The 19,887-nt window shown below is 45.3% G+C and carries 19 protein-coding genes; 12 read left to right on the forward strand and 7 right to left on the reverse strand.

The genetic code is table 11. The annotated features are described in order from the left end of the window. The first annotated feature begins 54 nt into the window (after positions 1 to 54). Positions 55 to 558, forward strand: coding sequence for a DUF4442 domain-containing protein (locus ACYJZR_RS04130; protein ID WP_005489865.1), 504 nt, complete (start codon positions 55 to 57; stop codon positions 556 to 558). A 50-nt stretch (positions 559 to 608) separates the two neighbouring features. Here the strand turns inward: ACYJZR_RS04130 and fldA are convergent, their stop codons facing one another. From fldA to ACYJZR_RS04145, 3 genes are all read right to left on the reverse strand, one after another. Further along, positions 609 to 1,142: a flavodoxin FldA gene (gene fldA / locus ACYJZR_RS04135; protein ID WP_005489824.1), complete on the reverse strand. Its 534-nt coding sequence runs from the start codon at positions 1,140 to 1,142 to the stop codon at positions 609 to 611. 48 nt (positions 1,143 to 1,190) lie between these two features. After that, complete coding sequence (locus ACYJZR_RS04140) at positions 1,191 to 1,412, reverse strand: DUF2788 domain-containing protein (RefSeq protein WP_005461613.1); 222 nt, start codon at positions 1,410 to 1,412, stop codon at positions 1,191 to 1,193. A 112-nt stretch (positions 1,413 to 1,524) separates the two neighbouring features. After that, positions 1,525 to 2,292, reverse strand: a complete 768-nt coding sequence (locus ACYJZR_RS04145; protein WP_005496087.1) for an alpha/beta fold hydrolase — start codon at positions 2,290 to 2,292, stop codon at positions 1,525 to 1,527. Positions 2,293 to 2,384: 92 nt separating this feature from the next. Here ACYJZR_RS04145 and seqA point away from each other — a divergent pair, with 92 nt between their 5' ends. Further along, positions 2,385 to 2,927 carry a replication initiation negative regulator SeqA gene (gene seqA / locus ACYJZR_RS04150; protein ID WP_005489857.1) on the forward strand — a complete coding sequence of 181 codons (543 nt, stop codon included), beginning with the start codon at positions 2,385 to 2,387 and terminating at the stop codon, positions 2,925 to 2,927. Between the two features lie 94 nt (positions 2,928 to 3,021). Next, positions 3,022 to 4,668, forward strand: coding sequence for a phosphoglucomutase (alpha-D-glucose-1,6-bisphosphate-dependent) (pgm, locus tag ACYJZR_RS04155; protein WP_031416629.1), 1,647 nt, complete (start codon positions 3,022 to 3,024; stop codon positions 4,666 to 4,668). 65 nt (positions 4,669 to 4,733) lie between these two features. Here the strand turns inward: pgm and ACYJZR_RS04160 are convergent, their stop codons facing one another. Next, the gene (locus ACYJZR_RS04160; protein WP_025517402.1) at positions 4,734 to 5,504 is read right to left on the reverse strand and encodes a DUF1853 family protein; all 771 of its coding nucleotides are present in this window, start codon (positions 5,502 to 5,504) and stop codon (positions 4,734 to 4,736) included. Positions 5,505 to 5,641: 137 nt separating this feature from the next. On the opposite strand from ACYJZR_RS04160, the gene ACYJZR_RS04165 reads away from it, so the two are divergent. Beyond that, entirely contained in the window at positions 5,642 to 6,400 is a 759-nt protein-coding gene (locus tag ACYJZR_RS04165; RefSeq protein WP_021449633.1) for a Nif3-like dinuclear metal center hexameric protein, read from the forward strand. Between the two features lie 82 nt (positions 6,401 to 6,482). Here the strand turns inward: ACYJZR_RS04165 and ACYJZR_RS04170 are convergent, their stop codons facing one another. Beyond that, the gene (locus ACYJZR_RS04170; protein WP_005455487.1) at positions 6,483 to 7,772 is read right to left on the reverse strand and encodes a citrate synthase; all 1,290 of its coding nucleotides are present in this window, start codon (positions 7,770 to 7,772) and stop codon (positions 6,483 to 6,485) included. Positions 7,773 to 8,167: 395 nt separating this feature from the next. Here ACYJZR_RS04170 and sdhC point away from each other — a divergent pair, with 395 nt between their 5' ends. The 8 genes from sdhC to sucD all read left to right on the forward strand — a co-directional run bounded on the left by sdhC (position 8,168) and on the right by sucD (position 17,852). Beyond that, a complete protein-coding gene (sdhC, locus tag ACYJZR_RS04175; protein WP_005496079.1) occupies positions 8,168 to 8,560 on the forward strand; it encodes a succinate dehydrogenase cytochrome b556 subunit in 393 nt (130 codons plus the stop codon). Then, positions 8,554 to 8,898, forward strand: a complete 345-nt coding sequence (gene sdhD, locus ACYJZR_RS04180) for a succinate dehydrogenase, hydrophobic membrane anchor protein (protein WP_274013060.1) — start codon at positions 8,554 to 8,556, stop codon at positions 8,896 to 8,898. The genes sdhC and sdhD overlap by 7 nt, the downstream gene beginning before the upstream one ends. Then, the gene (gene sdhA / locus ACYJZR_RS04185) at positions 8,899 to 10,665 is read left to right on the forward strand and encodes a succinate dehydrogenase flavoprotein subunit (protein WP_015296395.1); all 1,767 of its coding nucleotides are present in this window, start codon (positions 8,899 to 8,901) and stop codon (positions 10,663 to 10,665) included. 14 nt (positions 10,666 to 10,679) lie between these two features. Beyond that, a complete protein-coding gene (locus ACYJZR_RS04190) occupies positions 10,680 to 11,390 on the forward strand; it encodes a succinate dehydrogenase iron-sulfur subunit (RefSeq protein ID WP_005455467.1) in 711 nt (236 codons plus the stop codon). Between the two features lie 169 nt (positions 11,391 to 11,559). Next, positions 11,560 to 14,385, forward strand: coding sequence for a 2-oxoglutarate dehydrogenase E1 component (gene sucA / locus ACYJZR_RS04195; protein ID WP_005496076.1), 2,826 nt, complete (start codon positions 11,560 to 11,562; stop codon positions 14,383 to 14,385). A 28-nt stretch (positions 14,386 to 14,413) separates the two neighbouring features. Next, positions 14,414 to 15,619: a 2-oxoglutarate dehydrogenase complex dihydrolipoyllysine-residue succinyltransferase gene (gene odhB, locus ACYJZR_RS04200; RefSeq protein ID WP_024702833.1), complete on the forward strand. Its 1,206-nt coding sequence runs from the start codon at positions 14,414 to 14,416 to the stop codon at positions 15,617 to 15,619. 194 nt (positions 15,620 to 15,813) lie between these two features. After that, complete coding sequence (gene sucC, locus ACYJZR_RS04205; RefSeq protein WP_080524738.1) at positions 15,814 to 16,980, forward strand: ADP-forming succinate--CoA ligase subunit beta; 1,167 nt, start codon at positions 15,814 to 15,816, stop codon at positions 16,978 to 16,980. Continuing rightward, positions 16,980 to 17,852: a succinate--CoA ligase subunit alpha gene (gene sucD / locus ACYJZR_RS04210; RefSeq protein ID WP_005486020.1), complete on the forward strand. Its 873-nt coding sequence runs from the start codon at positions 16,980 to 16,982 to the stop codon at positions 17,850 to 17,852. The genes sucC and sucD overlap by 1 nt, the downstream gene beginning before the upstream one ends. Positions 17,853 to 17,911: 59 nt before the next feature. Here sucD and purN read toward each other — a convergent pair whose 3' ends face one another. Both purN and purM read right to left on the reverse strand, forming a co-directional pair. Next, positions 17,912 to 18,559: a phosphoribosylglycinamide formyltransferase gene (gene purN / locus ACYJZR_RS04215; RefSeq protein ID WP_406966417.1), complete on the reverse strand. Its 648-nt coding sequence runs from the start codon at positions 18,557 to 18,559 to the stop codon at positions 17,912 to 17,914. Positions 18,560 to 18,688: 129 nt separating this feature from the next. Beyond that, a complete protein-coding gene (purM, locus tag ACYJZR_RS04220; protein ID WP_005457724.1) occupies positions 18,689 to 19,729 on the reverse strand; it encodes a phosphoribosylformylglycinamidine cyclo-ligase in 1,041 nt (346 codons plus the stop codon). Between the last annotated feature and the right edge of the window lie 158 nt (positions 19,730 to 19,887).

Here is a 19,887-nt window from a genome sequence, read left to right on the forward strand (position 1 = left end):
AGATCTGACCAGTTACAATTTTGTAACATGAGCTTAGAGAGGGCATGGACTGCAATGAATAAGCGACTCGCGAAGATTTATAAACCAGGGATTGTGAAATTTGCATTGAATGTATGGCCACCATTTTGGGGGGCCGGAATTAAAATCTTACATATTTCTGAAGACTTCCGAACGGTTAAAGTTCGTTTGAAACTTCGCTGGTGGAACAAAAATGCCAATCGTACGCAGTATGGAGGCAGTATTTTTTCCTTAACAGATCCCATTTACTCTCTCATGTTGATGGGTATTCTACGTGAAGAGTATTACGTGTGGGATAAAGAGGCGAGCATCAACTTTATCAAGCCAGGACAAAGCGATTTGTTTGCTGAGTTTGAGATCACGGATGGTATGCTAGACGAGATCTATCAGATGACTCGAAACGGCGAAAAGTGCTTTCCTGAATTCATTACGCATGTAAAAGACAAACAAGGGAATGTGGTATCTGAAGTTCAGCGCAAGTTATATGTGAGAAAGAAGCCTCAATATCGAGAAGAAGAGGCGGTAACGGAAGTGCCTTAATTTAATGCTATAAAAAAGACCTCCAATCGGAGGTCTTTTTTAATACTTACTTAGCCTTCTAGCTCAGCTAGGCACATTTCTTCGTAAATCTGCTTAACCCAGTTTTCGACGCGTTGGTCAGTCAACTCAGGTTGACGGTCTTCATCAATACATAGACCTACGAATTGGCTGTCGTCGCCTTCAACAAGTGCTTTTGAAGCTTCAAACTCGTAGCCTTCAGTTGAAGTATGACCAAGAATTGTGCCGCCTTTAGACTCAACGATGTCACGCACTGTACCCATCGCATCGCAGAAGTATTCTGCGTAGTCTTCTTGGTCGCCACAGCCGAAGATAGCCACTAGCTTAGTAGAGAAATCGATCTGCTCAAGTTCAGGGAAGAAATCATCCCAATCACATTGTGCTTCACCGTAGTACCAAGTAGGGATACCTAGAAGAAGAAGATCAAAGTTATCAATGTCTTCTTTGCTGCTTTTCGCGATGTCTTGAACGTGAACTAGATGTTTGCCTAGTTGCTTTTGAATCATCTTTGCAACGGCTTCAGTATTACCTGTGTCGCTACCGAAGAAGATACCTACACTTGCCATAGAGTCTATACCTTTACATTGTTTGTTATGGGCAATGGTACTGAGGGTTTAACCTAACCCCGAGCCTTCCCAAGTGAGCTGAATAATACCTTTTGCAATAAAGCCAGCACAGCCTAGGAAAAGGACTAACCATACAATACGACGACCAAAAACAGGTACATTGCCTTGCTTTAGCACATCTTTTATTGCCATCCCGATGAAAAAGAAGATAGCAGCAAAAAGAAGATCGAGCCCAATAGACTCGAGCATATCCATATAGTCGTAAAGCATTTTGGTCCTTCATGCCGAAAAATCTTGGGCGCACTATACCACTGTTACACAGTATTGTTAATGCACTACAAGGAGGGTTATTTCAATAATCTATCGTTGCTTTTCGAATTTGTTAACTCGAAATGTATTTCCGGATCACTCGCATCACTTCAGCAGGTTTTTCTGCGTGTAACCAATGGCCAGTGTTGGCAATAATGTGTGCTTTAGCTTGTTTGAATTGTCGTTGTACTGACGGTTGGTGCTCTGGCATTAAGTAGTCCGAATCTCCGCCTTTAATGAAAAGTGTCGGGATCTCGGTAGGAGCAATATCTTGCCAACCAATGATCTCAGCATAGTTACTTAATAAACTGTCGACGTTAAATCGCCAAGCCATATGGTCTTCATTTTTAAACAGAGATTTTGAGAGAAATTGTCTAACGCCATCCATCTCAATGTGTTGAGCTAAGATTTCTAACGTTTGTTGACGGTTCGCAGGTTTTTCTTTGATAACGGCCAGCAAACCATCAAATACGTTGTCGTGACGATTGGTCTGGTAAGCTACTGGAGCCATGTCCAATACGACCAACTGTTTCACAAGATTTGGTGCTATATCAGCGAGTTTCATCGCGACTTTACCGCCCATTGAATGGCCGACGATTATCGATGGCTCAACGTTTAAGTGCTGAAGAAGCGTCGCGACATCTTGTGCCATGTCAGTGTAGTTATGAGTATCAGAGTGGAAAGAGAGACCGTGATTGCGCAGGTCGATACTGATCACTGAGTGATCTTCAACAAGATCACGAGCCAATAGGCCCAGATTACTTAAACTACCAAACAATCCGTGAATCAAAACAACTGTTTGGCCTTGGCCTTCCTGCTTATAGTTGAGTAATGCTGACATTTTATCTTATTCGTGATGGGTTTAACGTGGAGTATCCGAAAGGATCTCGTTATAATCCCCCAGAGTTTAAACATTGAGAATGTGAAAAGCGAATGAAAACAATTGAGGTTGATGAGGATCTATACCGTTACATTGCTAGCCAAACTAAGCATATCGGTGAAAGCGCCTCGGATATTTTGCGACGCCTTTTAAACCTTGATGGTCAGTTGCAGGTAGCAGAATCGGCACCAGCAGTAGAGAAGCCACAAGGGATTGTAGTAAGTAAAGATGCGGGCAAAGCAGAATCTATTGATGTAGTGAAAGAGATGCGTTCGCTGCTAATTTCTGATGAGTTTGCCGGTCTAAAAAAAGCGATTGATCGCTTTATGTTAGTACTATCGACCTTACATAAGTTAAATCCAGAAGGCTTCGCACAAGCGACAAACGTAAAGGGACGCAAACGCGTTTACTTTGCAGACAATGAAGAAACCTTACTGGCCAATGGTAACACCACCAAGCCTAAAGCCATTCCAGGTACGCCGTTTTGGGTTATCACAAACAACAATACCAGTCGTAAGAGACAAATGGTTGAACAAGTGATGACGCACATGGAGTTCCAACCTGACTTGATAGAAAAAGTAACAGGTTCAATCTAAGAAACCTGATAGAAGCCTCATAATGCGTCGCAGTTAGCGGATATTATGAGGCTTTTTTGTAATTTTATTATTTTTAAAAGAAAGGATGTCAAACATGGCTATGCACCCTCGTGCTGGGCAAAAAGCGCAGCAGGAAGATCTCCATAATATTCCAGCGTTAGTTGCTAACTACTTCTTACTTCAGCCTGATGCTAATAATGCGGAACATAAGGTTCAATTCGGTACTTCTGGTCACCGTGGCACAGCAGACAAGCAAACTTTTAATGAAAACCACATTCTTGCTATCGCACAAGCAGTTGCAGAAGTACGTGCCAAGCAGGGGACTACAGGGCCGTTGTTTGTGGGCAAAGATACCCACGCGTTGTCAGAACCTGCGTTTTCAAGCGTAATCGAAGTTTTGATTGCGAATGGTGTAAAAGTCATCGTACAGCAGGATAATGGCTACACACCAACACCAGGCGTTTCTCACGCTATCTTAACTTACAATCTAAAGCATGATGAGAAAGCGGATGGCATCGTTATCACACCGTCTCATAATCCACCACAAGATGGCGGTATTAAGTACAATCCAACACATGGCGGTCCAGCAGAAGCAGAATTGACTCAAGCGATTGAAGATCGTGCGAACGAGATCATTGCTGGTGGCCTAAAAGATGTGAAGCGTCTAGCGTTAGCAGAAGCGAAAGCATCTGAGCTATTCGTAGAGATGGATTTGGTGAAGCCTTACATCGATGACTTAGTAAATGTTATCGATATGGAAGCGATCCAGAAATCGAAGTTGAAAATTGGTGTGGATCCACTTGGTGGCAGCGGCATTGATTACTGGCGTCAAATCGGCCAAGCATACAACTTAGATCTGACCTTGGTCAGCGAAGCGATTGATCCATCATTCCAGTTCATGTCGCTTGATAAGGACGGCGTGGTTCGTATGGACTGTTCTTCTCCATACGCAATGGCTGGTCTGCTAGCCCTGAAAGATGAATACGATCTTGCGTTTGGTAATGATCCAGACTATGACCGTCATGGTATCGTGACGCCGAAAGGTTTGATGAACCCGAACCATTTCTTAGCGGTTTGTATCGACTACCTATACCGTCATCGTGATGCGTGGAGTACAGATGTTGCGGTTGGTAAGACGCTGGTTTCAAGTGCACTTATCGACCGAGTAGTAGCCGATTTGGGTCGTGAACTGTGTGAAGTGCCTGTCGGCTTCAAGTGGTTTGTCGATGGCCTTTACACTGGCAAGTTTGGTTTTGGTGGTGAAGAGAGCGCTGGTGCCTCTTTCCTACGTAAAGATGGAACACCATGGTCAACAGACAAAGACGGCATCTTACTATGTTTGTTAGCGGCTGAGATTACTGCGGTAACGGGTAAAAACCCACAAGAGTACTACGAAGAGCTTGCCGCTAAACACGGTGAGTCTAAGTACAATCGTATTCAAGCGGTAGCGAATGGACCTCAAAAAGATGTGTTGAAGAAACTGTCGCCAGAAATGGTTGCAGCAGAAACACTGGCAGGTGATCCGATTACGGCGCGTCTAACACACGCTCCTGGTAACGGTGCGGCGATTGGCGGATTGAAAGTGACGACTGAAAATGGTTGGTTTGCTGCTCGTCCATCGGGTACGGAAGACATCTACAAAATCTATTGTGAAAGCTTCAAGGGTGAAGAACACCTAAAACAAATTGAAGCTGAAGCACAAGAGATTGTGAATCAAGTATTTGCAGCTGCAGGTTTGTAATTAAACCTACTCTGACAAAAGGGCGACCAGATGGTCGCCTTTTTTTCCAACTAGTCGTTAACTCTCTATTTATGAGCCTTTGGATTTTGTGGCCAATTATCTGGCACGATAAACCAGAACTCGCCATCTGCTGTTTGTGCATGCTCAAATCGCTCCATTGGTTTTTCAATCGGCTGAGAAAAATCATCCGTACCAATAGCCCAGTTGGGTTTGCTTAAGTGGTAAAGCGGTTTATTGATCAAACTCCATTGGCTTTGATAACACCAATATCCACTGATTTGGCTTGGATTGAGAGCAAAGCCTAAGCACTCTTTCGGCGGTACTTCATTAGAAAATGGATTGATGTAAAGTCGCCCTTGCATTAACAAGCGTTCCTTTGGAGACTGATCCAGAGGAAGCATTTGTCTAAATTCAGGCCTTTCGCTCATTTTCAATTGGTGGGAGAGCATTCTATCCAGTTTTGTATGCAATTGATCGTGCGCGTTAGGGCCATACCAAACACCTTCATGTAAAAGATAAAACTTAATCGCTACTTCCCAATGTTCTAGTTGGTCCAATGTTCTATTTTTGAGTATGAGATCTATCGCACCAATGGTTTTTCCGTCGCTATCGTTGAGTTGAATTTCTTCTGCAAGAATTTCATATTGTTCTGAATTAGCAAGTGCAGCGGTACATAAATGCTGATACAAAAAACCCAGTCTCGGGTTCCCTTGGTACTCTTCAGATTCATCCAGAGGTTTAATCGATAAGTCTTCCAATGTAGCAAAAGGAGGGAGCAACTGAAAAAGAGGAGGAGAAGAGGTGATCCATTGATAAAGACGTTGCAGTTGATTCATCCTGATTCCTTAGTGATGTTGATAAAGCAGCGAGCCTCGTTATTGTAACTAAATTTGGTTAGTAGAATAGGGTAGCTAGCATCAGTGTCATAGTTCGATATACACTTTGAGGTACTCGCTCGAAATTGGAAGTGATAATGAATAATTTACAGTTAGAAAAGATTCTCAACAGCAAACTCTCGCCCGAGTTAATTAAAGATTACGCGCCAAATGGCTTACAGGTTGAAGGCTGTCCACAGATCAAGCGCGTAGTTACTGGAGTAACTGCTTCTCAAGCATTAATTGATAAAGCGATTGAACTCAGAGCCGATGCGTTATTGGTCCACCATGGTTATTTTTGGAAAGGGGAGCCAGAACCCATTCGCGGTATGAAAGGTAAGCGCATTCGTAGCCTAATTAAAAGTGACATTAATCTGTACGGCTACCATCTACCGCTCGACATTCATCCTGAACTTGGCAACAACGCAGAGCTTGCTCGTCTTCTTGATATTGAAATCGACGGTGGGTTAGAAGGTCATCCGCAGTCTGTCGCCCTATTTGGACGCTTGAAAAAACCGATGACTGGTTCTCAATTTGCGAGCAAGATCAACCAAGCACTTAATCGAGAGCCTCTACATATCGCTCCAGATAATGCGGAGAAAATGATCGAAACCGTTGGTTGGTGTACTGGCGGTGGACAAGATTTCATTGAACTTGCGGTTCAGCATGGATTAGATGCGTTCATTTCTGGCGAAATTTCGGAGCGAACAACTTACACCGCTCGTGAGATGGATATCCACTATTTTGCTGCGGGTCACCATGCAACAGAGCGTTATGGCATCAAAGCACTTGGTAAGTGGTTAGCCGATGAATACGGTTTAGATGTCGAGTTTGTGGATATTGATAATCCAGTGTAGCGTGTATTTTTATCGTTAAAACTAAAAAAGGGTTGAGACTAACATCTCAACCCTTTTGTTTATCTGATAACTCTAGTAATGATTATTCGCGCTCATGAAGCGGCGAAAATTCACGTTGCGTCTCGCCTTTGTAAAGCTGACGTGGACGACCGATACGGTTTAGTGGGTCGCTGTGCATCTCGTTCCAGTGGGCAATCCAACCAATAGTACGAGAAATCGCGAAGATAACCGTAAACATTGATACAGGAATACCGATCGCTTTCAGAATGATACCTGAATAGAAATCTACGTTCGGGTACAGTTTCTTAGAAACAAAGTATTCGTCAGAAAGAGCGATACGCTCAAGTTCCATTGCTACGTCCAGCAGAGGATCTTTAATGTTCAGCTCTTTTAGAACTTCGTGACATGTTTCGCGCATTACGGTCGCACGTGGATCGTAGTTCTTGTAAACACGGTGACCGAAGCCCATTAAACGGAATGGGTCATCTTTGTCTTTCGCACGTTCCACGTACTCTGGAATGTTATCCACGCTGCCGATTTCTTCTAGCATCTTCAGACATGCTTCGTTTGCGCCACCGTGAGCTGGGCCCCAAAGTGATGCGATACCAGCGGCAATACATGCGAATGGGTTTGCACCAGAAGAACCTGCTAAACGGACTGTTGATGTCGACGCGTTTTGCTCGTGATCTGCGTGAAGTGTGAAGATTTTATCCATCGCACGAGCAACAACAGGGTTCACTTCATACTCTTCACATGGGTTAGCAAACATCATGTGTAGGAAGTTTTCCGCGTAGCTCAAATCGTTGCGTGGGTAGATAAATGGCTGACCAACAGAGTATTTGAAACACATTGCAGCCAGAGTTGGCATTTTAGATAGCAGACGATAGGCCGCAATTTCACGGTGCTCGTCGTTATTGATATCAAGTGAATCGTGGTAGAAGGCAGCAAGAGCACCAACCACACCACACATTACTGCCATTGGGTGAGCATCACGACGGAAGCCATGGAAGAAGCTTGCGATTTGCTCGTGTACCATTGTGTGACGAGTAACTGTCGTTTTGAATTGCTCGTATTGTTCTCGGGTAGGGGCTTCACCGTAAAGAAGGATGTAACATACTTCTAGGTAATCTGCGTTATTGGCTAATTGATCAATCGGGTAACCGCGGTGCAAAAGAATACCTTTGCCGCCATCGATGTAAGTGATTGATGATTCACAAGATGCAGTGGCAAGAAAACCTGGGTCAAAAGTAAAGTAACCATTGGCTCCCAGTTTACGAACGTCAATTACAGGTGTACCTAGCGTACCGTCCATAATTGGCAGTTCGATTGGCGCTTGACCTTCAACATGAAGGGTCGCTTTCTTATCCGCCATAACAATCTCCTTTGTTTATTATTTAATCCGTCCAGGATGTTTATGTGCCATTTTTGTACTGTTGTTAAAGCTTAAAGTCAATTTTTCTCCATCTTTGTGTGCACTTGTTATGATTTTTCTCATGAAAATCGTTAAAAATCTGTTCTATGTAGCATAATTTGTTACACCAATTGTATTAGAATGTTGCTCGCCGTATATTGGCAAAGAAAATTTTAGTTAAATCCTTATAAATTCGGGGCTAGAAACAAAAGTGAGGTTTGTTTGTGGACTCCGGTTGTTAACAAAGTGTTTACAATTATCTCTGAGCTTATTGCGATAATTTGTTAATCAAATGTTAACTTTTGTACGTTTGGAAGCTGAAATTGGTTATAACAATAAATGCTCAATGGAGCTGAGTGAGCAAGCCCGTGAAAGAAAGAAAGTCAAGACCTGTTAATTTAGATTTACAGACCATTCGCTTTCCTATCACAGCAATCGCATCGATCCTGCACCGTGTGTCTGGGGTAATTACGTTTGTTGCGGTGGGTATATTACTTTGGTTACTGTCCATTTCTCTGTCATCCCCTATGGGTTTTATGGAAGCCGCAGATATCGTTGATGGCTTCTTCGTAAAATTCATCCTGTGGGGTATCCTGACTGCACTTGCCTACCACATCGCTGGTGGTATTCGTCATTTGCTGATGGATCTAGGTCATTTTGAAGAACTAGATTCAGGCGCGATGAGCGCGAAAGTTGCCTTTGGTGCAACTGCAGTATTATCACTATTGGCGGGGATCTTGGTATGGTAAAACACGTATCTTCATTTGGTCGTAATGGTGTACACGATTTCCTACTGATTCGTGCAACAGCCATCATTATGACGCTATACACGATTTATCTGGTTAGCTTCTGTGCATTTTCAGATATCTCTTACGCATCATGGACCCAATTCTTTGGTGGTACTTTCACTAAAGTCTTCACCATGTTGGCGCTTGCATCTGTTCTGGTTCATGCATGGATCGGTATGTGGCAAGTGTTCACCGACTACATTAAGTGCGCGAAACTTCGTGGAGCACTTCAACTTGGTGTGATTGCCGTTTTATTCGGTTATGTCTTCTCTGGTCTATTTATTCTGTGGGGTGCGTAAGTGTCTATTCCAGTTCGTGAGTTTGATGCCGTAGTAATCGGCGCTGGTGGTGCAGGTATGCGCGCTGCACTACAAATTTCGGAACAAGGCCTTTCTTGTGCTTTGTTGTCTAAAGTATTCCCAACCCGTTCTCATACTGTATCTGCTCAAGGCGGTATCACAGTTGCGCTTGGTAACTCGCATAAGGACGATTGGCAATGGCACATGTACGACACAGTAAAAGGTTCTGATTACATTGGTGACCAGAACGCGATTGAATACATGTGTAAAAATGGTCCTGAGTCAGTTATCGAGCTAGAAAAAATGGGTCTTCCATTCTCTCGTTTTGATAACGGTACAATCTACCAACGTCCATTCGGCGGTCAGTCAAAAGAGTTTGGTGGTGAGCAGGCGGCGCGCACAGCAGCTGCAGCAGACCGTACAGGTCACGCTCTTCTTCATACGCTTTACCAACAAAACGTCAAACATAAGACAACCATCTTTTCTGAATGGTACGCTTTGGATCTTGTGAAAAACCAAGATGGCGCAATCATGGGTTGTACTGCGATCTGTATGGAAACGGGTGAAATCTGTTACTTCAAATCGAAAGCAACAATTCTAGCTACTGGTGGTGCAGGTCGTATTTACGCATCGACAACTAACGCGCACATCAACACGGGTGATGGCGTTGGTATGGCACTTCGTGCAGGCGTTCCAATGCAAGACATGGAAATGTGGCAGTTCCACCCAACGGGTATTGCTGGCGCGGGTGTTCTTGTGACAGAAGGCTGTCGTGGTGAAGGTGGTTACCTTCTAAACAAAGACGGCGAACGCTTTATGGAACGTTACGCTCCAAACGCGAAAGACCTTGCTGGTCGCGACGTTGTTGCTCGCTCTATGATGATTGAAATCCGTGAAGGCCGCGGTTGTGATGGCCCTTGGGGTCCACATATCAAGTTGAAACTTGATCACCTTGGCAAAGAAGTACTTGAATCACGTTTGCCAGGTATCTGTGAACTGTCTCGTACATTCGCACACGTTGATCCAGTGAAAGAACCAATTCCAGTAATTCCAACTTGTCACTACATGATGGGTGGTGTTCCAACTCAAGTTTCTGGTCAAGCGATTAAGCAACTTGCGGATGGCAGCGAAGCGGAAGTTCAAGGTCTATACGCTTGTGGTGAAATTGCTTCTGTGTCTGTACACGGTGCAAACCGTCTAGGTGGTAACTCACTGCTTGATTTGGTGGTATTTGGTCGTGCAACAGGGCTACACCTAGGTGAGACTCTTGCTGCTCAAGTTGAAGCTCGCCCTGCAACTGAATCAGACATCGAAGCTTCTCTAGCGCGCACTATGCGTTGGGAAAATAGCACTGGTGGCGAAGATCCAGTACAAATCCGTAAAGACCTACAACGCTGTATGCAAAACAGCTTCTCGGTATTCCGAGAAGGTGATGCAATGGCGACGGGCCTAGAAGAGTTGAAGGTAATTCGTGAACGTCTGAAAGATGCTCATTTAGCCGACAAATCTTCTGAGTTCAACACGCAACGTATTGAGTGTCTAGAACTAGATAACCTGATGGAAACCGCGTTTTCAACAGCAGTTGCAGCAAACTACCGTACAGAAAGCCGTGGTGCTCATGCTCGCTTCGACTTCCCTGATCGTGATGATGAGAACTGGCTATGCCACTCTATCTACAACCCGGAAACCGAAGCGATGACTAAGCGTGATGTAAACATGACGCCAGTACACCGTGACGCGTTCCCACCGAAAGTACGTACATACTAAGGGAGGATATGAATATGAAACTGAACTTCTCTTTGTACCGTTACAACCCGGACGTAGATACTAAGCCTTACATGAAAGAGTACACACTTGAGGTAGACGAAGGCTCAGACATGATGGTGCTTGATGCATTGATTCTGCTAAAAGAGCAAGATCCAAGCATCGCATTCCGTCGTTCTTGTCGTGAAGGTGTGTGTGGTTCTGATGGTTTGAACATGAACGGCAAAAATGGTCTGGCATGTATCACTCCATTATCGGCTCTACAAGGTGACAAGATCGTCATTCGTCCTCTACCGGGTCTACCTGTAGTGCGCGATCTTATCGTTGACATGACGCAGTTCTATGATAACTATGCGAAAGTTAAGCCTTTCTTAATTGATGACGGTGCTCTACCGCCATCACGCGAGAACCTGCAATCTCCAGATGAGCGTGCGCATTTAGATGGATTGTACGAATGTATCATGTGTGCATGTTGTACAACTTCTTGTCCGTCATTCTGGTGGAACCCAGATAAGTTTATTGGCCCTGCAGGCCTACTTGCGGCTTACCGCTGGTTGATTGATAGCCGAGATACGGCAACAGATGAACGTTTGTCTGATCTTGATGATGCATTTAGCGTTTTTCGTTGCCATGGCATCATGAATTGTGTAAGTGTTTGTCCTAAGGGACTAAATCCGACGAAAGCCATCGGTCACATTAAGTCGATGCTGGTGAATCGCTCGGTTTAATTACTCGCAAGCCATAAAGTTGCAGTAAAGTGAGCACGCAACGTACTGACTTTGCTGCAGCCTCCAAGCACGAGTAAAAGGATACTAAAATTGCCGGCTATTTCGGTCGGCTTTTATTAGCTCGGCGTAAGACCGAAGCAAACGTGAAAACTACTGGTTAAGGGAAAATATGCACAACGGCGTGATGAAGGCATGGCTCGAGTCTTCACACTTGGCTGGCGCCAATGCAACGTATGTAGAGGACCTCTACGAACTGTATCTAAGTGATCCCGATCTGGTAAGTGAGGAGTGGAAACGTGTTTTTGAGGGCTTGCCTAAGCCATCAGAAGAAGTGGCAGAACAGCCGCATTCACGTGTCCGTGACTACTTCCGACGACTCGCTAGAGAAACAAAGCATTACAATGTCCAAGTTAGTGATCCAGATGTCGATGCAAAACAAGTAAAAGTTCTACAGCTTATCAACGCATACCGCTTCCGCGGACACGAGGCTGCAGAATTGGATCCACTAGGTCTGTGGCAACGTCCACCTGTGGCGGAGCTAGACCCAGCATTTCATAATCTTACCGAAGACGACTTCGAAGAAACTTTCAACGTAGGTTCTTTTGCTGTTGGGCAAGAAACCATGAAGTTGAAAGACATCTACGCAGCCCTCAAGAAAACTTACTGCGGTTCCATCGGTGCTGAATACATGCACATGACTGACACAGAGCAAAAGCGTTGGATCCAACAACGTCTTGAGTCTGTCGTAGGCCAGCCATCATTCAACCAAGATGAAAAACGCACGTTCCTTGAAGAGTTGACTGCAGCGGAAGGCCTTGAGCGTTATTTAGGCGCAAAATTCCCTGGTGCGAAGCGATTCTCTCTAGAAGGTGGTGATGCGCTTATCCCAATGACGAAAGAACTGATTCGTCATGCGGGTAAGAGTGGCATGCGTGAAGTGGTTATTGGTATGGCTCACCGTGGTCGTTTGAACATGCTGGTGAACGTACTGGGTAAGAAACCACAAGATCTATTTGATGAATTCGCGGGTAAGCACGATGAAACGTGGGGTACCGGTGACGTTAAATACCACCAGGGTTTCTCTGCAGACTTCGCAACTCCAGGTGGCGATGTTCACTTAGCGCTTGCGTTTAACCCATCTCACTTAGAAATCGTAAACCCAGTGGTTATCGGTTCCGTGCGTGCACGCCAAGACCGTTTGGGTGACAACCACGGCAGCAAAGTTCTTCCTATCACTATTCATGGTGACTCTGCGATTGCTGGCCAAGGTGTAGTGGCTGAAACGTTCAACATGTCACTTGCTCGTGGTTTCTGCGTTGGCGGTACGGTTCGTATTGTTGTAAACAACCAGGTTGGCTTTACAACGTCTAACCCGCGTGACACTCGATCAACCATGTATTGTACTGACATCGCTAAGATGGTTCAGGCGCCGATTTTCCACGTTAACGCCGATGATCCAGAAGCGGTTGCTTTTGTTACTCGCATTGCATTGGATTACCGCAACGAGTTCAAGCGTGATGTCGTGATTGATTTGGTTTGTTATCGTCGTCATGGTCACAATGAAGCAGATGAACCGAACGCGACTCAGCCGTTGATGTACCAAAAAATCAAAAAGCACCCAACTCCTCGTAAACTGTACGCCGATGTTCTGATTGATAAGAATGAGTCGGATATTGAAACTGCAACGCAGTTGGTGAACGAGTATCGTGATGCACTTGACCGCGGTGAAGTCGTGGTGAAAGAGTGGCGTCCGATGGCATTGCATTCTGTAGACTGGTCTCCTTACTTGGGACACGAGTGGGATATGCAATGGGAATCGACCTACGATAAGCAACGCCTTGTCGAACTAGGTAATCGTTTGTGTCAGTACCCGGAAAGCCACAAGCTGCAAAGCCGAGTAAACAAGCTGTACAACGATCGCTTAGCAATGATGACAGGTGAGAAGGCTATTGACTGGGGTATGGCTGAAACATTGGCTTACGCGACATTGGTAGACGATGGTAAGCGTATCCGTATTTCTGGTCAGGACTCAGGTCGTGGTACTTTCTTCCATCGTCACTCAGTTCTTCACAACCAATCAGATGCAAGCACTTACATCCCGCTAGCGAATATCCATGACAAGCAGGGGCCTTTCCAAGTTTTTGACTCTGTGTTGTCGGAAGAAGCTGTTCTTGCATTTGAGTACGGTTATGCAACAGCTGAACCTGGCGGTTTGACCATTTGGGAAGCGCAGTTTGGTGACTTCGCTAACGGCGCACAAGTGGTTATTGACCAATTCATTTCGTCTGGTGAGCAAAAGTGGGGACGTTTGTGCGGCCTGACGATGCTTCTGCCTCATGGTTACGAAGGCCAAGGTCCGGAGCACTCATCTGCTCGTCTAGAGCGTTACCTTCAATTGTGTGCTGAGCAAAACATGCAGGTCGTTGTACCGTCAACGCCAGCTCAGGTGTACCACATGATTCGTCGTCAAGTAGTACGCCCAATGCGTCGACCATTGATTGTAATGTCGCCTAAATCATTGCTTCGTCATCCTCTTTGTACTTCGACTCTAGAAGACCTTGCAGAAGGTACGTTCCAAGCAGCGATCCCTGAAGTGGATAACTTGGAGCCAAGCAAAGTGAAACGCGTCGTGTTCTGTTCGGGTAAGGTGTATTTCGACCTTCTTGAGCAGCGTCGCAACAATGAGCAAGAAGACGTAGCAATCGTGCGTATTGAGCAGCTTTACCCATTCCCGATGGAAGAAGTACAAGCAGCTATTGCTCAATACACTAACGTTGAAGACTTCGTGTGGTGTCAGGAAGAGCCTCAGAACCAAGGTGCTTGGTACTGTAGTCAACATAACTTCCGTGCCGCTATTCCTGCAGGTGCAGATCTTAAATACGCAGGTCGCCCAGCTTCTGCTTCGCCAGCAGTTGGCTACATGTCGGTGCACTTGAAACAACAAAAAGCGTTGGTTGAAGACGCTCTGAACGTGAACTCAAAAACTTCGGACTAAGAACTAGAAGTTAAAGGAAGAAACAGATATGACAATTGAAATTCTGGTTCCAGATTTACCTGAATCAGTTGCTGATGCAACCGTGGCGACATGGCACAAACAACCAGGCGACACCGTAGAGCGTGATGAAGTTCTGGTTGATATTGAAACTGACAAAGTTGTACTAGAAGTGCCAGCTCCAGAAGCCGGCGTTTTAGAAGCCATTCTTGAAGTAGAAGGTGCTACGGTACTTTCAAAGCAACTTCTTGCTAAATTGAAAGCCGGCGCTGTTGCGGGCGAGCCAACCGCAGACAAAACAGAAGCAACAGAAGCTTCTCCAGATAAGCGTCACAAAGCGACACTGACTGAAGAAAGCAATGATGCACTTAGCCCTGCCGTTCGTCGTCTACTTGCGGAACATGGTCTAGAAGCACACCAAGTTAAAGGTACTGGTGTTGGCGGTCGTATTACTCGTGAAGATATCGAAGCGCATCTAGCAAACGCTAAAGCGGCTCCAAAAGCTGATGCTCCAGCAGTTGAAGCACCAGCAAACGCTCGTAGTGAGAAGCGTGTGCCAATGACTCGCCTACGTAAGACGGTTGCAAACCGCCTATTGGAAGCGAAAAACAGCACCGCAATGCTAACGACGTTTAACGAAGTGAACATGAAGCCAATCATGGATCTTCGTAAGCAATACAAAGACCAGTTCGAAGAGCGTCACGGTATTCGTCTTGGCTTCATGTCTTTCTATGTGAAAGCAGTGACAGAAGCACTAAAACGTTACCCAGAAGTAAATGCATCAATCGATGGTGATGATATCGTTTACCACAATTACTTTGACATTAGCATGGCGGTATCAACGCCACGTGGTCTAGTAACTCCAGTGCTAAAAGACTGTGACAAGCTTGGTTTTGCAGATGTTGAAAAAGGCATCAAAGAGCTAGCGATCAAAGGTCGTGATGGCAAGTTAACAGTAGATGAGTTGATGGGGGGTAACTTCACTATCACTAACGGTGGTGTGTTCGGTTCTCTAATGTCTACGCCTATCATCAACCCACCGCAATCGGCAATCCTTGGTATGCATAAAATCCAAGAACGCCCGATGGCTGTAAACGGTAAAGTTGAAATCCTACCGATGATGTACCTAGCGCTATCTTACGACCACCGTTTGATCGATGGCCGTGAGTCAGTTGGCTTCCTAGTAACGATTAAAGAGCTACTAGAAGATCCAGCGCGTCTCCTATTAGACGTTTAATATCGCTAAAACGTCTAGTTACCTAGGGTGGCTAGACGTTGAAAATTTCAATGGCTAGACTAGCTCAACGTCTGGCCTTCATTTGAATCACTCAGTGATTTACTTGAGAAGACCCTACAGACGTACAAGCAGCCAAGACTGCAGCGTTATGGAAATAATAAATCCCTCAAGGGAAAAACAAACGGAATATCGAAATGAATTTGCATGAATACCAAGCCAAACAGCTGTTTGCAGAATTCGGTTTGCCTGTGCCAGAAGGCTACGCATGTGATACACCACAAGAAGCGTTTGAAGCAGCAGGCCGTATCAGCACAGCAAAGAAAGTAGTCAAGTGTCAGGTTCACGCTGGTGGCCGCGGTAAAGCGGGTGGCGTAGAGCTTCACGACACTAAAGAAGGTGTAAAAGAGTTTGCGCAAAAGTGGCTAGGTAAAAATCTAGTAACTTACCAAACAGATGCAAATGGTCAGCCAGTTACAAAAATCCTTGTTGAAGAAGCGTCAAACATTGCCAACGAACTTTACTTAGGTGCGGTAGTTGACCGTGCTAGCCGTAAGATCGTTTTCATGGCTTCTACAGAAGGCGGTGTGGAAATCGAAAAAGTTGCGGAAGAAACGCCGGAGCTAATCCACAAAGCAGCCATCGATCCACTAGTCGGCCCTCAAGCTTACCAAGGTCGTGAGCTTGCGTTCAAACTTGGTCTTGAAGGTGACCAAATCAAACAATTCGTTAAGATCTTTCTGGGTCTTGGCACTATGTTTTCTCAGTACGACCTTGCTCTACTAGAGATCAACCCGCTTGTGATTACTGCTGAAGGCAACCTGCTATGTCTTGACGGTAAGATCAACATCGACTCAAACGCACTTTACCGTCAGCCTAAGCTACGTGAAATGCACGATCCATCACAAGAAGATGAGCGTGAAGCGCACGCAGCTCAGTGGGAACTGAACTACGTAGCACTAGATGGCAACGTTGGCTGTATGGTTAACGGTGCAGGCCTAGCAATGGGTACGATGGATATCGTAAACCTACATGGCGGCAAACCAGCGAACTTCCTAGATGTAGGTGGCGGCGCAACTAAAGAACGCGTTGCTGAAGCATTCAAGATCATCCTATCTGATGACAATGTGAAAGCGGTACTCGTAAACATCTTCGGTGGTATCGTTCGTTGTGACATGATCGCAGAAGGTATTATCGGTGCAGTTAAAGAGGTAGGTGTAAACGTACCTGTTGTTGTTCGTCTAGAAGGTACTAACGCAGACCTAGGTCGCGAAGTGCTTGCTAATTCTGATGTTGATATCATTGCTGCTGAGTCGCTAACGGATGCTGCTCAGAAAGTTGTTGCTGCTGCGGAGGCTAAATAATGTCTGTATTAATTAACAAAGACACTAAAGTAATCTGTCAGGGTTTCACTGGTGGTCAAGGTACTTTCCACTCAGAGCAAGCTATCGCATACGGTACGCAAATGGTAGGTGGTGTGTCTCCAGGTAAAGGTGGCCAAACTCACCTAGGTCTACCTGTATTCAACACAGTACGCGAAGCAGTAGAAGCGACTGGTGCAACTGCAACAGTAATATACGTTCCAGCACCTTTCTGTAAAGATGCGATCCTAGAAGCGATTGATGCGGGTATCGAGCTAATCGTAACCATCACTGAAGGTATTCCTACAACAGATATGATCGACGTGAAAGTGAAGCTAGAAGAAACTGGCGTTCGTATGATCGGTCCTAACTGTCCGGGTGTTATTACTCCAGATGAGTGTAAGATCGGTATCATGCCTGGTCACATCCACAAGAAAGGTAAAGTAGGTATCGTATCTCGCTCTGGTACTCTAACTTACGAAGCAGTTAAACAAACTACAGATGAAGGCTTCGGTCAGTCTACGTGTGTTGGTATCGGTGGTGACCCAATCCCAGGTTCAAACTTCATTGATATTCTAAAACTGTTCCAAGAAGACCCAGAAACTGAAGCGATCGTAATGATCGGTGAAATCGGTGGCACAGCAGAAGAAGAAGCGGCGGCGTTCATTAAAGAGAATGTAACTAAGCCAGTTGTTTCTTACATCGCTGGTGTAACTGCTCCTCCGGGTAAGCGTATGGGCCACGCTGGTGCGATTATCTCTGGTGGTAAAGGTACTGCTGAAGATAAATTTGCTGCACTAGAAGCGGCAGGCGTTAAGACAGTTAAGTCTCTAGCAGACATCGGTCAAGGTCTACGTGAAGTAACTGGTTGGTAATTTCTGACTCGTAAAATAAAAAGCCTGGCATTGCCAGGCTTTTTTGCGTTAAAAAGTACTTATTCTTCTTCAGCGGCTGCGTAGCCATGAGGACCGAGTTCTTTGCCATCTAACCAAGCTTTGCCATCTTGCATGATTAAACGCTCTTCAACGAGCCATTTAGTCACGATAGGGTAAATGGTGTGCTCTTGAGTTTGTACACGCGCAGCGAGTGCTGCTGCATCATCATCTTCAAATACTGGCACTTTTGCTTGAAGAACTACGGGACCGCCGTCTAACTCTTCTGTGACAAAGTGAACACTTGTACCGTGCTCTTTGTCTTTGGCGTCAATCGCGCGCTGGTGGGTGTGTAAACCCGGGTATTTAGGTAGAAGAGAAGGGTGAATGTTGATCATCTTACCGAGATAGTGCGAAACAAATGCACCGCTAAGAATGCGCATGTACCCAGCAAGAACGACAACATTGGGCTGATACTTGTCAATTTGTTGCATCAACTCGGCATCGAATGCCTCGCGTGACTCGAACGCTTTAGGGTCAACAAAGTGGCCATCAACACTAAACTGTTTTGCACGTTCTAGACCGTATGCGTCAGATTTATTAGAAAATACTGCTGCAACGTGTGCGTTAGGCATGTTGTTTTCACAAGCTTCTAAAATGGCTTGTAAGTTACTGCCGTTACCTGAAATTAGGACCACGATGTTTTTCATGATGTTGGGACTGCCTTGATATTGTAGGTTCTATAAATTACCTACTATTAGAATGGTTTTCGATGTTCCAGATAGCAGAATGAGGACGTGGCGTCCTCATTCATTTTATTTTTTAGCGTGATTCACAAGTTAGTTGATTTCAACTTGCTCTTCATTTGCTTCTGCTTGAGCAATTTCACCAATCACCCATGCGTTTTCGCCTTCTTCTTTAAGAAGTGCAACCGCCGCGTCTGCTTGGTCTTTTGGTAGTGCAACGACTAGACCAACACCACAGTTGAACGTACGGTACATTTCGTGCGTTTCAACGTTGCCTTTCTCTTGCAGCCATTTGAAAATGATTGGCCATTCCCAGCTGTTACCGTCGATAACGGCTTTTGTGCCTTCAGGCAGTACGCGAGGGATGTTTTCCCAGAAACCACCACCCGTAATGTGAGAAATCGCGTGGATATCGTGTTTCTCAATCATCTTAAGTGCGGATTTGATGTAAATCTTCGTTGGTTCCAGTAGGTGCTCACCGATAGTGCGACCTGCTAGCTCTTCGTTTTTATCTGCGCCAGAAACTTCTAGAATCTTACGGATCAGTGAGTAACCGTTTGAGTGTGGACCGCTTGAGCCGACAGCGATCAGTGCGTCGCCTGCTGCTACTTTAGTGCCGTCAATCACGTCTTCTTTTTCTACTACGCCTACACAGAAACCCGCAACGTCGTAGTCTTCGCCTTCGTACATGCCTGGCATTTCAGCGGTTTCACCACCGATAAGTGCACAACCAGCTTGAACACAGCCATCAGCAATACCAGAAACCACGTCTGCTGCTGTGTCTACATCTAGCTTGCCAGTCGCGTAGTAATCTAGGAAGAATAGGGGCTCGGCACCTTGAACGATTAGGTCGTTTACACACATTGCCACTAGGTCGATGCCGATAGTGTCGTGCTTGTTCATATCCAGTGCTAGGCGAAGTTTTGTGCCTACACCGTCAGTACCAGAAACCAGTACAGGTTGTTTGTATTTGGTTGGCAATTCGCATAAAGCGCCAAAACCACCGATACCACCCATCACTTCAGGGCGACGAGTACGTTTCACCGCACCCTTAATACGATCTACAAGCGCATTGCCTGCATCAATATCGACACCAGCGTCTTTATAGCTAAGAGAAGAGTTGTTACCACTCACAGGGAAGTCCTCGGTATTTAAGTTGGATATGAAAACGGCGCTATTCTACCAGTGGTTAAATACAGATAGCAAACGTTTGCGTCGGTTTTTTTCTTTAGTGATATATCCTGAAATCCCTGTGAAAATCATGTATAATCTGAAGGTTTGTTTAAATATTG

Source organism: Vibrio sp. RC2502 (assembly GCF_054850435.1).